The following is a 14,672-nucleotide window of genomic DNA, read 5'->3' on the forward strand; positions in this document are numbered from 1 at the left end:
GGCGATACGGCGCGGACAACCTGGATGCCCGCCTGCGCGGGCCTGAGCGGAGGGTGGGGCGGGTGCGGTGCATGCGCTCCGGCCGGTTCCTCCGGAACAGCGTGACGCAACGAGAACCTCGGGCATTGCCATGAACACACCCGTCGCACCCAAATCCCTCGCGGCGATCGCGCTGAAGCTGCCCGCTTCGCGTGGCGCCTATTACGGCGGCGCCTGGCATGCGCCGAGGACCGGCCGGCATCTCGATCAGATCAGCCCCGGCACGGGCGAGTCGCTCGGTGCCGTCGCGGACTGCGGGGCCGAGGACATCGACGCGGCGGTCGCGGCGGCGAAGCAGGCGTTCAAGGACTGGCGCCGCGTCCCGCCGCTCGAGCGCGGGAAGATGCTGCGCGAGGTCGCGCGGGTGTTGCGCGACAATGCCGGCGAGCTGGCGATGCTCGACGCCGCCGATTGCGGCAACCCCGTCTCGGAGATGATCGCCGACGCGACGATCGCGGCCGCGCAGCTCGACTTCTTCGCCGGGCTCGTCACCGAGATGAAGGGCCACTCGATCCCGATGGGCCCGGACCGGGTGAACTTCTCGGTGCGCGAGCCGCTCGGCGTCGTCGGCCGCATCGTGCCGTTCAACCATCCCTTCATGTTCGTCGCCGGCAAGGCGGCGGCGCCGCTCGCCGCCGGCAACACCGTGGTGATGAAGCCGCCCGAGCAGGCGCCGCTCTCCTCGCTGCGGCTGGCCGAGCTGATCGACGGCCTGCTGCCGCCCGGCGTCTTCAACCTCGTGCCGGGCGGACGCGACGCCGGCGCGCGGCTCGCGAGCCACCCGGACGTCGCCAAGATCGCGCTGATCGGCAGCGCCGCCACGGGCCGCGCCGTGATGCGGGCCGCCGCCGACACGCTGAAGGGCGTGCTGCTCGAGCTCGGCGGCAAGAACGCGCTGATCGCCTACGCCGACGCCGATCCGGACGCGGTGGCGGCCGGCCTGGTCGGCGGCATGAACTTCACCTGGTGCGGCCAGTCCTGTGGCTCCACCAGCCGGGCCTTCGTGCACGAGAGCATCTACGATGCCGTGCTGGAGCGCGTGGCGGTGCGCATCCGCCACTGGAAGCCCGGGGTGCCGACCGATCCGGCCACCACCATGGGCGCCATCGTCTCGAAGGTTCAGTACGACCGCGTGCTCGACTACATCGCCTCCGCCAAGGCCGAAGGCGCGCGCCTCCTCGCCGGCGGCGGCCGGCCGGACGATCCGGCGCTGGCGAACGGCCTGTACATCGAGCCGACCGTGTTCGCCGACGTGACGCCGGCGATGCGCATCTTCAAGGAGGAGATCTTCGGGCCGGTCGTGGGCGTGATCCGATGGACCGACGAGGCCGCCATGCTGGACCAGGTCAATGCGGTGGAATACGGGCTCACCGCCTCGATCTGGACCAACGATCTCGGCACCGCGCACCGCGCCGCGGCGGCGATCGAGGCCGGCTACATCTGGGTCAACGACACCAGCAGGCATTTCCTCGGCGCGCCGTTCGGCGGCTACAAGCAGTCCGGCATCGGCCGCGAGGAATGCCTGGAGGAGCTCCTGTCCTTCACCCAGGAGAAGAACATCAACATCAACCTGGCGGCGAAGACCAAGGGCTGAAGCCGGCCATTCCGGGGCGCGGCGAAGCCGCGAACCCGGACTCCAGCGACAATCTCGGAGCTCTCGGCTGGATTCCGGGTTCGGCGCGGAGCCTGTGCTCGGGCGGCGCGAAGCGCCGACCCGAGTGCGCCGCCCCGGAACGACCACCGAACTGATCAGCCGAATGCGGTATGATCAGAGTGGCCGCGCCGCTGCGGAGGCCTCACCCCGCCGGCGGCGTGACGATCATCCAGCTCACGCCGAAGCGGTCGGCGACCATGCCGAAGCGCGAGGCGAAGAAGGTCTTGCCGATCGGCATCTGCACGGTGCCGCCGTCGGCGAGCGCGGCGAACAGCCGCTCGGCCTGCGCGTCGTCGGCGGCGGTCAGCGACAGCGAGACGCCCTCGAAGGCGGCCCTGCCGGCGCAGTTGCCGTCCGACAGCATCACCACGCTGTCGCCGATGCGCAGCTCCGCATGCATGACCTTCTCGGCGGAGTTGGGCGGCAGTGTCCCGGGTGGCGGCTCGTCCGGGCCGTCCTCGAACCGCATCAGGACCGTCGGCTCGGCGCCGAGCACCGTGCGGTAATGCGCGATCGCCTCCTCGCAGCGGCCGTCGAGGAACAGATAGGGCTGCACCTTCATGGTCGTCCTCCGGGCTGGCCGTGCCCCCGTGGACAGCGGCGCCTCCCGGAAAGACGAACGGGCCGGCGTCGATCCGACACCGGCCCGTCCTTTTTTCCAGAGCGCGCGGCGTGCCGCCTCAGCCGGCGTGCGTCTTCACGAAGGCGAGGTAGCGGTCGAGCCAGCCCTTGACGAAGTCGCGGCTCGCCGCGCCGATCGAGCCGTCGGCGTCGAACAGGCCGTCCTTCATCTGGATGAAGGCCTCCGGCTGGCCGAGCGTCGGCATGTCGAGATAGGCCAGGATGGTGCGCAGGTGCTGCTGGGCCACGGCCGTGCCGATGGCGCCGACCGAGACGCCGATGACGCCGGCCGGCTTGCCGGCCCAGGCGCTCTGGCCGTAGGGGCGCGAGGCGTGGTCGATGGCGTTCTTCAGCACGCCCGGCACCGAGCGATTGTACTCGGGGGTGACGAAGATCACGCCCTGGGCGGCGGTGATCTCGGCCTTCAGGCGCTTCACGCTGTCGGCCTGGTTGCCGTCGTCGTCCTGGTCGTAGAGCGGCAGGTCGCCGATCTCGACCGGGGTGAGGACGACGTCGGCTGGCGCCAGCTTGGCCAGCGCGGCGGCGAGCGTCTTGTTGAACGAATCGCGTCGCAGGCTGCCGACGACGACGGCGATCTTGGTCTGGCTCACGGACATGCTCCTTCGCTTGTGTTCGGTTCGACGGACGGCCGGCTCACGGCGCGGGCTCGCCCAGCAGGTCGTCGAGGTCGAGCGGCCCGGTGACCATGGCGAGGCGGCCGTCCGGGGTGCGCGGCCAGTCGGCTTCGGCGCGGTCGCGGTAGAGCTCGACGCCGTTGCCGTCCGGGTCGCGGAGATAGAGCGCCTCGCTGACCCCGTGGTCGCTGGCGCCGTCGAGCGCCACCCCGGCCCGGACGAGGCGGCGCAGCGCGTCGGCGAGCGCCGCCCGGCTCGGGTAGAGGATGGCCACGTGGTAGAGCCCGGTGGTACCACGCGCCGGCGGCGGACCGCCCCGGCTCTCCCAGGTGTTGAGGCCGATGTGGTGGTGATAGCCGCCGGCCGAGACGAAGGCCGCCTGGTGGCCGTAGCGCTGGATCAGCTCGAAGCCGAGCACGCCGCACCAGAAGGCCAGCGCCCGGTCGAGATCGGCCACCTTCAGGTGGACGTGACCGATCCGGACGCCCGGGTCGATCGGCGCCGGCGTGAGCGCCGGCTCGATCCTGGTCAGGGTGGAAACGTCGGCCATGGCGGCCTCCCGGGGCTGGTGCGGCTTGGGGGTAACGCGGTCAGCGCGTTTCGGTCACGGCGGCGCCGAGGCGGGCGGAGCGGCCGGTGAGGAACGCGGGGCGCAACGCATAGGCGCCGTCGCCGAGCAGGGCCTGGACGACCAGGGCCACGATCCAGAACACCGGGAACTCCCAGCCGCCGCCCTTCGCCGAGAACACCCAGCCGTTGCCGAGGTGCTGCAGCGTGGCGCCGATCAGGATCGGCAGCATCAGGAGCGCGATCCAGCGGGTCCAGACGCCGAGGATCAGGGCGAGACCGCCGCCGATCTCGCCGAGGATCACCAGGTAGGCGAAGACCGCCGGGTAGCCGAGGCTCTGAAAATAGCCGGCCGTGCCGGCGACCCCGAAGGTGACGACCTTCAGCAGCAGCCCGTGGGCGAGCAGCATGGCGCCGAGGCCGACGCGCAGCAGCAGGGCCGCATAGGGGGCGGTGCGGGCGTCGATCGACGGCGTTTCGGTGCGGGGGGTGGACATCGGATGCCTCCGTGGGGGTGAGCGGTTTCGCTGGAGGCAATGTGCCATCCCGGCGGCGGTTTGATTATTCCCCTGGAATGGATATGATTTCGCACTGATGGTGTGAGGTAAATGGCGCGCGGCCGTCTCGCAAGTCATTCCGGGGCGCGCGCGTGCGCGCGAACCCGGACTCCAGCGGCGGACACGGAGATCGGGGCTGGAGTCCGGGTCCGGCGCGGAGCCTGTGCTCGGGCGGCGCGAGTGCCGACCCGAGTACGCCGGCCCGGAATGACGGGGATGCGGCACACGGAGGCGAAAAATGCTCGATCGCGTCACCGGCATGCAGGTGTTCGCCCGGGTGGCGGCGCTGGGCAGCCTGTCGGCGGCCGGGCGGGCCCTCGGCATGTCGCAGACCATGGCGACCAAGCACCTGGCCGCGCTCGAATCCCGGCTCGGCACCAGGCTGCTGCACCGGACCACGCGGCGCCTCACCCTCACCGAGGCGGGCCGGCGCTATCTCGAATCGGTCGAGCGCATCCTCGCCGAGCTGGAGGAGGCCGACGCCGCCGCCTCGATCGAGACCGTCGAGGTGCGCGGCACGCTGCGCCTCAACGCGCCGTTCTCGTTCGGCATCCGCGAGATCGCGCCGCTGCTGCCGGAGTTTTCACGCCGCCACCCCGACCTCGTCGTCGATCTCGGCCTCAACGACCGCGTCGTCGATCTCATCGAGGAGGGCTGGGACATGGTGGTGCGCATCGGCCGCATGCAGAGCTCCACCATGGTGGCGCGCCGGCTCGCCTCGGCCCGGATCGTCGTCTGCGCCGCCCCCTCCTACCTGGACCGCCGCGGCACGCCGCGGACCGCGGCCGACCTCGCCGCCCACAACTGTCTCGGCTACACGCTGAGCCAGTCGGTCGCGCCGGGACGCTGGCTGTTCGGCCGCGACGGGCGGCACGCGGTCGAGGTCTCGGGGACGCTCAAGGCGAACAACGGCGACGCCCTGGTCGCGGCGGCCGTGGGCGGCGAAGGCATCGTCTACATGCCGGTCTTCCTGGTGGCCCGGGAGATCCGGGCCGGCCTTCTGGTGCCGCTCGCCCTCGCCGAGGAGCCGACGCCGCTCGCCGGCGTCCACGCGGCCTATCCGGCCGACCGCCGCCCGCCCGCCAAGGTGCGGGCCTTCATCGACTTTCTGGTCGAGCACTTTTCCCCGGTGCCGCCGTGGGAGCACGATCCGGGCGCGCCGGCTGCCCCCGGCCGGTGAGATCGGCCTCCCAGCCGAACACGCTGCGCCCGCCCCACTCGGGCGAGCGGCGGCGCTCCTCGGCGATCAGCGCGTCGACGCCGGGGCCCGTGGCGTCGCGCTCCAGCGCGCGGGCCTGGGCGTCGAGGCGCTGCAGGGCGGCGAGCGCCTCGTCACGGCCGAGCCTCGCCTGGGTGACGGCCGACTTCAGCACCCGGAGGGTCTCGTCGTAGACCCGGATCGGCACCGGATAGGGATGCCGGTCCTTGCCGCCGTGGGCGAGCGAGAAGCGGGCCGGGTCGCTGAACCGGCAGGGGGCGCCGTGCACCACCTCGGCCACCATGGCGAGCGCCCGCACCGTGCGGGCGCCGACGCCCGGCGTCAGCAGCAGGTCGGGAAAGTCCTGCGGCCCGCGCTCGGCGGCGGCGGCCAGGGCCCCGTGCAGGCGGCGGGCGACCACGTCCTCGGCCCGCACGTCGTGGCGGGCCGGCATGATCAGGTGCGGCAGCACCGGCTGCGCCTCGGGCTGCGGTGCCGGCTCCGGCTGCGGGTCGATGCGGGCGAGCGCGCGGGCGATGCCGTCCGGTCCGAGCCCGGACAGCAGATCGAGCTGGGCGCGGCGCGAGGCGGCGGCGCGGCGGTCGGCGAGGTTGACGATGGCGCCCTGCGGCCGCCCATCGATCGCCGCATGGGGCGCGTCGACGAAGTCCGTGAGCCCCTCGGAGAGCCAGTGATAGCGCCGCGCCTGGCGGCGCGCGTCGTTCATGCCCTGCTGCACCACGGCCCAGCGGCCGTCGTCGGTGACCACGAAGGCGTGCAGATAGAGGTCGAAGCCGTCCTGCACGGCGGCGCTGTCGACCTTGGCGACCAGCCGGCTGGCGGTGGCGAGGGCTTCGCCGTCGATGCCGGTGCGCTCGCCGATGGCGATCAACTCGCCCGGGGTCTTGCGCGAATGCCGGCCGCGGCCGCCGCACACGTGCAGGCCGAGCTCGCGGCTCAGCGGGCCGAGGCCGCGCTTGAGCGCGCCGACCACGCTCGTGGTGATGCCGGAGGAGTGCCAGTCCATCCCCATCACGGCGCCGAACGACTGGAACCAGAACGGATGCGCGAGGCGCTTCAAAAACTCGTCGCGGCCGTAATGGTGGACGATCGCCTGCGTGATCACGGCGCCGAGCCGCGCCATGCGGCTCGCCAGCCAGGGCGGCACGTGGCCGCCGTGGAGCGGAAGATCGGCGCTGCCCGCCCGCCGGGCCGTCATGGGGCTCTCCGTCGGCGCGTCGCTGCGGACGGCCGTGTCCGCCCTGTGTCACGGGCCCGGCCGCGGGTCAACTCGATCCACGCCGGCGTACGTGTCCGTCAACTCCTGGGCCAGGACCGGTCTCCGCCGGCACTGCTCGTCATCGGTCCGGGCGATCATCCCGATTTGTACGGGTCGCCTTGCGTGCCGGGTGCGGCCGCGCTTGAATGGTGCCCCGCCTCGCGTCCTTCTCCGCACCGGACATTCGCATGACCCTGAGCGTCGGTGTCGTCGGCCTCGGCCAGATGGGCCGGGGCGTCGCGGCCAATCTGGCCCGCGCCGGCCTCCTGACGGCCGCCTTCGATCCGGCGCCGGGCGCGCGCGACCTTCCGGTCTGCCGCGACCTCCTGTTCGCCGCCGGCCGCGCGATGGCGGCGGCCTGCGACGTGATCGTCTTCGTGGTGCCGACCGTGACGGAGATCGCCGCGAGCCTGCGCGGTCCCGACGGCATTCTCTCGGTCGACCGCCCCGGCCAGGTGCTGGTCGATCTCACCACCTCGGATCCGGCCGCGTCACGGGCGCTCGCCACGGAGGCGGCGGCGGCCGGCCGCGCCTATCTCGACTGCGGCATGACGGGCGGCGCCGCCGGCGCCGACGCGGGCACGCTGACCCTGATGTGCGGCGGCGACGCGGCCGTGCTGGAGCGCGTCCGCCCGGTGCTGGCGGCGTTCGCCGGAAAGATCGCGCTGGTCGGGCCGTCGGGCGCCGGCCACACGCTGAAGCTCCTCCACAACATGGTGGTGCACACCAATTTCCTGGTGCTGAGCGAGGCCTGCCGGCTCGCCGAGACGTCCGGGCTCGAGCTCGCCGGCGTCATCGACGTGTTCAACGCCGGCAACGCCCGCAGCTTCGTCAGCGAGGTCCGGTTCCCGAGCCATGTCCTCACGGGCCGGTTCGACGGCCGCTCGACCGTCTCCAACCTCGCCAAGGATCTCGCCATGGCGGCCGATTTCGCCGACCGGCGCGGCGAGCCCGCGCCCTACACGCACCTGACCGCCGACCTGCTGCGGCGCGCCATGGCGCTCGGCTGGGCCGGGGACGACTTCACCACCCTCTATCCCCGGCTCGCCGACCTGCTCGAGCCGGAGTGACGCCGGCCCGCGTCCGCTACAGCGACACGTTGGCGTCCTTCACGGCCTCGCGCCACAGGACGAGGTCGGCCGCGATGGTCGCCTTGAACTCCTCGGGGGTGGAGCCGATCGGGTCGACGCCGAAGCCGTCGAGCTGCTCCAGCGTCTTCGTCTCCTTCAGGGCAAGGCGCACCTCGCGGGCGAGCAGGTCGACGATCTCCTTCGGGGTGCCGGCCGGGGCGAGGAGGCCGTTCCAGGTGTCGGTCTTGAAGCCCGGATAGCCCTGCTCGGCGACGGTCGGCACGTTCGGCAGCTTGGCGGCGCGCGTCGCCCCCGACACGGCGAGCGGCCGCAGCGCCCTGCCGGCGTGCGGGAGCGCCTCCGAGAGGTTGCCGAAATACATCGGCACGTGGCCGGCGATCACGTCGGCGACGGCCGGCGCGCCGCCCCGGTAGGGCGTGTGCATCATCTCGAGGCCGGCCCGCCTGACGAACATCGCCATGGTGAGGTGGCTGATGCTGCCGTTGCCGCCCGAGGCGTAGACGAGCTTGCCGGGATTGGCCTTCACGTGGGCGACCAGCTCGGGCAGGGTCTTCGCCGGGAAGCCCGGATTGACCACCAGGCAGAACGGATTGCTGGCGACGTTGCTGATCGGGGCGAAGTCGGCCAGCGGATCGTAGTTGGTCTTCTTGATCGCCGGGAACACCGCCATCTGGGCGACGGCCGCGACCATCAGGGTGTAGCCGTCCGGGGTCGAGCGCGCCGTCGATTCGGCCGCGATGGTGCCGCCGGCGCCGGTGCGGTTCTCGACGATGAACTGCTGGCCGAGCTTCTCGCTCAGATGGGCGGCCAGCAGGCGGGCGATCCCGTCGGTGTTGCCGCCCGCCGCGAACGGCACCAGGATGCGGACCGGCCGGTCCGGCCAGCCGGCCGCGCGGGCCCCGCGGGGCAGGCCCGCCGCCCCGGCTCCGGCCGCCAGGGCGCCGGCCGCCAGCGACTTCAGCAGCGCACGTCGTGTCGTCATGTCTCGCTCCGCTCCGACTTGTGCTCTCGCGCGCGGCGGGACCCGGACCCGTCATCTGCGATCGTCGTGGTGAAAGCTCCTCCCGAGGGGGTTCGTCCCTGTGGCGCGACGGCGTTCAGTCGACGGCGGCTGCGGCCCGCAGCCCTTCGATCATCGCCGTTCGCATGAGAAAGCTGCGGGCCCTGGCCGGATCCGCCGCGGTGTCGCGCAGCTCGCGCAGGCGCTCCTCGCGCACCGCCGGATCCTTCTCCTCCAGCACCCGCTTGTTCTGGATGGTCATCGCCTGCAGGAAAGCGTTGGCCACGTGCCGCCGCTGGCGGTCGTAGCGGTCGAGCAGCGCGCCGGGCGCGCCGTCGAGCACCCGGGCGAGGGTCTCGGCGAGGCTGACGGCGTCGTGGATGCCGAAGTTCATGCCCATGCCGCCGAGCGGGTTGTTGACATGCGCGGCGTCGCCGGCGAGCAGCACGCGGCCGCGCCGGTAGGTCGCCGCGACGCGCTGGTGCACGGTGTAGAGGTTGGTGTGGACGATCCCGATCGGCGCGTCGGTCTTCAGGAAGCCGCGCACCCGCGCCTCGGCGCCGGCGTGGTCGAGCAGCTCCTCGGCCTCCGCCTGCGGCGGCGTCGGAAAGACGACCCGCCACAGGCCGGGCGGCCCGCCGGCCGGCACCTTGAACATCGCGCACCACTCGCGCGGGTCCGACACGTAGCAGGAATAGGCGAAGCCCTGCCGCGCGAAGTCCCAGGTCGTGGTGACGACCAGAAAGCGCTCCTGATAGGTGAAGCCCGCGAAGTCGATGTCCTGCGACTTGCGCACCACGCTGCGGCCGCCGTCGGCGCCGATCACGAAGGTGCCGCGCACCGCGCCGCCGTCCTCCAGGATCACGTCGGCGCCGGCGGCGTCCTGCACCACGGTCTCGACCGGCGCGCCGTAGCGGATCTCGACGTTGCGGTAGGCGGCGAGACGGTCGGACAGAATCGCCACCAGCTTGTGCTGCTCGCACTGCAGCCGGTACGGGTAGGGAGTCTCGTCGGCCAGCAGGCCGAGGTCGAACTCGGCGACCAGTCCCTCCTCGCGGCCGCGGAACTGCCACTGCGGGCACAGGATGCCGCGGGCGAGCAGCTCGGCCGTGACGCCCGTCTCGGCATACATCTCCAGGGTCGGCGGATGGAAGGTGGCGGCGCGCGGATCCTCGTAGATCTCGCTGCGCGCCTCCAGCACCGTCACCGGCACGCCGGCGCGCGCCAGGAACAGTGCCGCCGTCAGCCCGGTCGGCCCCGCTCCGACGACGACGACGCGCTCCTGCATCATCGGCTCCCCGGCGGCGGACAGATTGGACGAGGTCGCGTCATCGTCAGAGCTCTTCCAGCACCCGGCCGAAGCCGAACAGGCGGTCGTCGATGCCGCAGCGGCGCAGCGCGTCCCAGTAGGTGACGACGTTCATGGCCAGCACCGGCTTGGCGAGCCAGCGTTCCGCCTCGGCCGCCACGGCGGCATTCGCAAGGTTCGTGCCGACCTGCAGGATGGCGTCGATGTCGTCGCCGTCGATCTCGCGCAGCAGCTTGCGCAGCGCCGGCGGCTGCACCTCGGCGATGGCGAAGGGCGAGGCGCAGCGCAGGCCGACGAGGCGCACGACCTCGAAGCCCGCCTCCTTCAGGTAGCCGGCGACGATCTCGTCGCCCTTCGGCTGATGCGGGGTGAGCACGGCGATGCGCTTCGCCCCGAACGCGTTCAGGGCCGCGGTGGCGGCCGTCGAGCCCATCGAGACGCCTACGCCGGCGCGCTTCGCCAGCTCGTCCTGCAGCGCGGCCGCGGCCGCGACGCCGCCCGTGAAGGCCTCGATGGCGACGCTCATGATCACGTGGTCGGGCGCGCAGGTCATCACCTGGTCGATGGCCGGAAAGATGCCGTCGCGCATGCGCTGCATGTGGGCGAGGAATCCGGCCTCGCTCGCCTCGATCGGCTTGTTCTCCAGCGTCAGCCGGGCGACGTGATTGGTGACTCCGCGGGGCCGCAGCGCCTCGCATTCCGGACCGACCACCGTGTTGGTGGACGGGACGACGATGCCGATCTTCTTGCGATAGCCGAGGGCGTCCACGCGCCGTGCCTCCGTTGGTGGGCCGTCGTGATCACATGCTACGAACGTGCCGGGACGGGCGGGAATGACAATCTCGGTGACGCTGATTTCGCGCTTTGCGAAGGCTGCCTGCGAGAGTGCCGAAACTTTGTGCGCCGCGTGATGAGGGCTTGGTCTGTTCCGCAGCGCCACCTTCACCTCTCCCCGGCGGGAGGGTTGCATACATCGTCATTCCGGGGCACGGGCGCAGCCCGCGATCCCGGAATCCATACGCCCGGGATCGGTGGCTCACGAAAGACAGTGGGGATGGATTCCGGGCCCGGCGCTTCGCGCCGCCCCGGGACGACGAATGGGATTTCGCAGGGAGAACTCGACCTCGGGAGGGCGTCGATCAGCCCCGGAACGCCTGCCCGCCGTCGACGTCGACGACGGTGCCGCTGAGATAGGCGGCGCGCGGCGAGGCGAGCATCACGGCGAGGTCGGCGATCTCGGCCGGCTCGGCGAGGCGGCCGAAGGGCAGCGGCCCGAGCGCCTCGGGCCAGCGGTCCGGGTCGCCGAAACGGTCCTCGGCCTTCCGGCGGGCGATCGTATCGATCCGGCTGGTCCGCGTCGGCGACGGGTTGATGCCGAACACGCGCACGTTCCAGTCGACGCTCCTGGCGCCGACCGCGCGGGTGAGCGCGATCAGCGCGGCGTTGCCGGCGGAGCCGCAGACATACTCGAAGCGCGGCGCCTGGCCGGCCATGCCGATGATGTTGACGACGACGCCGTCGCGGCGCGCCTTCATGGCCTCGAGGTGGAGCTGCATCAGGTGGGCATAGCCGAACACCTTGAGCTGCCAGGACTCGATCCACTGCTGCAGCGCGAGCCCGAACAGGTCGCCGCCCGGGATGGCGCCGGCATTGTTGACCAGCACGTCGACGTCGCGGTGCGCGGCGAACAGCCGCTCGCGCTCGGTGCCCTGTGCGAGATCGCCCGCGAAGGTCTCGACCGGGCCGAGCCCGGAGAGCTCGTTAGCCGTCGCGGCGAGCTGCGTCGCGTCTCGCCCGGTGATCACCACCCTGGCGCCTTCGCGCAGAAAGCTCTCGGCGACGGCCCGGCCGATGCCGCGCGAGGCGCCGGTGACGAGCACGGACTTGCCCTTCAGGGAGAGATCCATGATGCGCGTCCCTCAGGCGTCCGCCGGTACGGCGGCGGAAAACCAGTCGGCGAGCCGGCTGCCGGTGACGAAGCCGACCTCGGGCGACGCCGCCAGGGTGTCGAGCATCTGCTCCAGCTCGTGGATGCGGTGCGGCACCGCGATCAGGTGCGGATGCAGCCCGATGGCGAACACGAGCGCGCTCGTGCGGCACTCGCGCTCGAAGCGGCGCAGGGTGAGCTCGGTGCGGCGCGCCATCTCGCCGGTGGCGTGGCGCTCGATCGCATAGATGATCGAGTCGTTGATCTCGAGATTGTACGGCATGGCGATCAGCGGGCCGCCCGCGGTGCTCATCCAGGACGGCCGGTCGTCGACCACCCAGTCGCACACATAGTCGATGCCGGCGAGCTTAAGGATGTCGGGCGTGTCGACGGTCTCGCGCAGGCCGGGCGACAGCCAGCCGCGCGGCCGGGTGCCGGTGAAGGCGGCGAGCGCGCCGAGGCTCGCCCGCACCAGCGCCTCCTCGCCGCCCTCGACGTGATTGGTGGCGCGCTGGTGCATGCCGTGGCCGATGAACTCCCAGCCGGCGTCGCGCATCGCCTCGGCGGCCGGCCGATAGGCGTCGATCACCCCGGCATTGATGCTGGTCGATGCCGGCAGGCCCCGCGCCGCGAAGGTCTCCAGGATGCGCGGCAGGCCGGCCCGCATGCCGTAGTCGGCCCAGGAGAAGTTCGGCACGTCCGGCACCGTGTCGCGGCCGTGCGGCGGCGTCACGATGGTGCGCGGCATCGGCTGGTCGAACTGCCAGTTCTCCACGTTCACCACGAGGTGGACGAGGATGCGCTTGCCGTCGAGCGGCGGCAGCGGCGGCCGGGCGGAGGAGAGCCGGTAGGGAATGCGGGGGTTGGCCATCGATGCGGAGCTCTGCAGTGATGCTGGTTGGTGTCGGTGCCGTTTCATCTGACCTGTCTCCGTCATCCTGAGGTGCGAGCGAAGCGAGCCTCGAAGGATGAACGGCCCAGGCGTCGGGGGCCGTCGCCCTTCGAGGCCCGGCTGCGCCGGGCACCTCAGGGTGACGGAGTCAGTTCAGAATCAACAAAGCCTCCACTAGTGATGCACCACGTTCATCTCCGCCAGAATGTCGGCCTTGTAGGCGACGAAGGCGGGGCTGGTCAGGCTGGCGATCGAGCGCGGGCGGGGCAGTGTGATCGGGATGGTGCGCACGATGCGGCCGGGCCGCGCCGACATCACGCAGATCCGGTCGGACAGCAGGATCGCCTCGTCGATGTCGTGGGTGACGAACAGCACCGTGGTGCCGAGCGTCTCCCACACGTCGAGCAGCAGCTGCTGCATCGACAGGCGGGTCTGCGCGTCGAGCGCGCCGAACGGCTCGTCCATCAGCAGCGCACGCGGGTTCATCACCAGGGCGCGGGCGATGCCGACGCGCTGGCGCATGCCGCCGGAGAGCTGCACGGGCAGCGCCTCGGCGAAGGCGTCGAGCCCGACCAGCCGCAGCAGCTCGCGCGCCCGCGGCTCGTACTCGGACTTCGGCACGCCCTGCACCTTCGGCCCGAAGATCACGTTGTTCCACACGTCGAGCCAGGGGAACAGCGCGGCCTCCTGGAACACCACGCCGCGGTCGGGCCCGGGCCGGGTCACCGGCCTGCCGTCGAACAGCAGCGCGCCGTCCGAGAGCCGGTCGAATCCGGCGAGCAGGTTGAGCAGCGTCGACTTGCCGCAGCCGGACGGACCGAGCAGCGCGACGAAGTCGCCCTCGCCGATCTGGAGGCTCACGTCGTCGAGCGCCCGCACGCTGCGCACGCCCGGGAAGGTCTTGCTGACGTTCTGGAACAGGACGGTGCCCATGCGCGATCGGTCTCCCCCTCACGCGTGATGCGACTGCAGGCGCCGCCAGGCGAGCGCCCAGTGCTCGATCGCGAGGACCAGCCGGTCGCTGAGAAAGCCGAGCAGGCCGATGGTGATCATGTCGGCGATGACCACGTCCATGCGGCCGACATAGTAGGCGTCCCACAGCACGTAGCCGAGGCCGGACTTCACCGCGACCATCTCGGCGACGATCACGGCCGTCCAGCCGATGCCGAGCCCGATGCGCAGGCCGGTGAACACCGACGGCAGTGCGGCCGGCAGCACGACGCGGCGCAGGATGGTGAACGGCCCGGCGCCCATCATCAGGGCGGCGCGGATCAGCATGCGGTCGACGTCGCGGGCGCCCTGGCTGGTGTTGACCACGATCGGATAGAAGGCGCCGAGCGCGATCAGGAAGATGGCGCCGCCCGGCCCGATGCCGAACACGGCGATCGAGAAGGGCAGCCACGCGGTGATCGGGATCGGCCGGAGAATCTGCACGGTGGGATCGAGGGCGCCGGCGGCGATCCGGTTCCAGCCGATGGCGATGCCGGCCGGCACGCCGATCAGGATGGCGCAGCCGAAGCCCTTCGCCACCCGCTCGGCCGAGTACAGCACGTTGGCGAGCCAGGTGCCGGAATAGGGATTGAGCCCGAGCCCCTGGGCGCCGAACGCCCAGGTCCACCACGCCGCCCACACCCGGTCGGGCGTCGGCAGCACGCCGCCGAACAGCGAGCCGCCGCGGCCGGCGAGCTGCCAGGCGGCGAGCACGATCACGGGCAGCGCGAGGCCGAGCAGCACGCGGCCGGCGAGCCGCGTCGGGCGGCGCAGCGTCGCGCCGCGCGGCCGCCCGGAGGCGGCACCGGCGGTGCCGCTCGGGGCGTCGTACGCTGGCGCCGCGGGGGCGCGCGTGTCCGTGGGGGCGGCCGGCTCCATGGTGACCGACATGAGCGCGCGTCCCGCTCCCGCC

15 protein-coding genes are annotated in these 14,672 nt (G+C 72.0%); 3 read left to right on the forward strand and 12 right to left on the reverse strand.

Features of this window, described 5'->3' with window-relative positions:
- Positions 1–130: 130 nt before the first annotated feature.
- Positions 131–1,633, forward strand: coding sequence for an aldehyde dehydrogenase family protein (locus tag J2S22_RS24890; protein ID WP_272778287.1), 1,503 nt, complete (start codon positions 131–133; stop codon positions 1,631–1,633).
- Between the two features lie 202 nt (positions 1,634–1,835).
- Here J2S22_RS24890 and J2S22_RS24895 read toward each other — a convergent pair whose 3' ends face one another.
- The 4 genes from J2S22_RS24895 to J2S22_RS24910 form a co-directional block, all read right to left on the reverse strand.
- Positions 1,836–2,255 (reverse strand): VOC family protein, encoded by a 420-nt coding sequence (locus J2S22_RS24895; RefSeq protein WP_272778286.1) that lies wholly within the window; start codon positions 2,253–2,255, stop codon positions 1,836–1,838.
- Positions 2,256–2,373: 118 nt separating this feature from the next.
- Positions 2,374–2,925, reverse strand: a complete 552-nt coding sequence (locus J2S22_RS24900; RefSeq protein ID WP_272778285.1) for an NADPH-dependent FMN reductase — start codon at positions 2,923–2,925, stop codon at positions 2,374–2,376.
- Positions 2,926–2,968: 43 nt separating this feature from the next.
- On the reverse strand, positions 2,969–3,499 hold the full coding sequence (locus J2S22_RS24905; RefSeq protein ID WP_272778284.1) for a VOC family protein: 531 nt from the start codon (positions 3,497–3,499) through the stop codon (positions 2,969–2,971).
- 40 nt (positions 3,500–3,539) lie between these two features.
- Positions 3,540–4,013 carry a DoxX family protein gene (locus tag J2S22_RS24910; protein WP_272778283.1) on the reverse strand — a complete coding sequence of 158 codons (474 nt, stop codon included), beginning with the start codon at positions 4,011–4,013 and terminating at the stop codon, positions 3,540–3,542.
- 298 nt (positions 4,014–4,311) lie between these two features.
- Between J2S22_RS24910 and J2S22_RS24915 the strand changes: the two genes are divergently transcribed.
- Positions 4,312–5,253, forward strand: a complete 942-nt coding sequence (locus J2S22_RS24915; RefSeq protein WP_272778282.1) for a LysR family transcriptional regulator — start codon at positions 4,312–4,314, stop codon at positions 5,251–5,253.
- On the opposite strand, the gene J2S22_RS24920 is transcribed toward J2S22_RS24915, so the two are convergent.
- Entirely contained in the window at positions 5,171–6,490 is a 1,320-nt protein-coding gene (locus J2S22_RS24920) for a DUF763 domain-containing protein (RefSeq protein WP_272778281.1), read from the reverse strand. The genes J2S22_RS24915 and J2S22_RS24920 overlap by 83 nt on opposite strands.
- A 248-nt stretch (positions 6,491–6,738) precedes the next feature.
- Here J2S22_RS24920 and J2S22_RS24925 point away from each other — a divergent pair, with 248 nt between their 5' ends.
- Positions 6,739–7,620, forward strand: a complete 882-nt coding sequence (locus J2S22_RS24925) for an NAD(P)-dependent oxidoreductase (RefSeq protein WP_272778280.1) — start codon at positions 6,739–6,741, stop codon at positions 7,618–7,620.
- 16 nt (positions 7,621–7,636) lie between these two features.
- On the opposite strand, the gene J2S22_RS24930 is transcribed toward J2S22_RS24925, so the two are convergent.
- The 7 genes from J2S22_RS24930 to J2S22_RS24960 form a co-directional block, all read right to left on the reverse strand.
- Positions 7,637–8,623, reverse strand: coding sequence for a Bug family tripartite tricarboxylate transporter substrate binding protein (locus J2S22_RS24930; RefSeq protein ID WP_272778279.1), 987 nt, complete (start codon positions 8,621–8,623; stop codon positions 7,637–7,639).
- A gap of 115 nt (positions 8,624–8,738) precedes the next feature.
- The gene (locus J2S22_RS24935; RefSeq protein WP_272778278.1) at positions 8,739–9,929 is read right to left on the reverse strand and encodes an FAD-dependent oxidoreductase; all 1,191 of its coding nucleotides are present in this window, start codon (positions 9,927–9,929) and stop codon (positions 8,739–8,741) included.
- A gap of 46 nt (positions 9,930–9,975) precedes the next feature.
- On the reverse strand, positions 9,976–10,719 hold the full coding sequence (locus J2S22_RS24940) for a maleate cis-trans isomerase family protein (RefSeq protein ID WP_272778277.1): 744 nt from the start codon (positions 10,717–10,719) through the stop codon (positions 9,976–9,978).
- Between the two features lie 370 nt (positions 10,720–11,089).
- Positions 11,090–11,857, reverse strand: a complete 768-nt coding sequence (locus J2S22_RS24945) for a short-chain dehydrogenase/reductase (RefSeq protein WP_272778276.1) — start codon at positions 11,855–11,857, stop codon at positions 11,090–11,092.
- A 12-nt stretch (positions 11,858–11,869) separates the two neighbouring features.
- Positions 11,870–12,748 carry a polysaccharide deacetylase family protein gene (locus J2S22_RS24950; protein ID WP_272778275.1) on the reverse strand — a complete coding sequence of 293 codons (879 nt, stop codon included), beginning with the start codon at positions 12,746–12,748 and terminating at the stop codon, positions 11,870–11,872.
- Between the two features lie 195 nt (positions 12,749–12,943).
- Positions 12,944–13,702: an ABC transporter ATP-binding protein gene (locus J2S22_RS24955; RefSeq protein WP_272778274.1), complete on the reverse strand. Its 759-nt coding sequence runs from the start codon at positions 13,700–13,702 to the stop codon at positions 12,944–12,946.
- 18 nt (positions 13,703–13,720) lie between these two features.
- Positions 13,721–14,650 (reverse strand): ABC transporter permease, encoded by a 930-nt coding sequence (locus J2S22_RS24960; RefSeq protein ID WP_272778273.1) that lies wholly within the window; start codon positions 14,648–14,650, stop codon positions 13,721–13,723.
- Positions 14,651–14,672 lie beyond the last annotated feature (22 nt).

This window comes from Rhodoplanes tepidamans, assembly GCF_030813915.1.
GTDB classification, from domain to species: Bacteria; Pseudomonadota; Alphaproteobacteria; order Rhizobiales; family Xanthobacteraceae; genus Rhodoplanes; species Rhodoplanes tepidamans.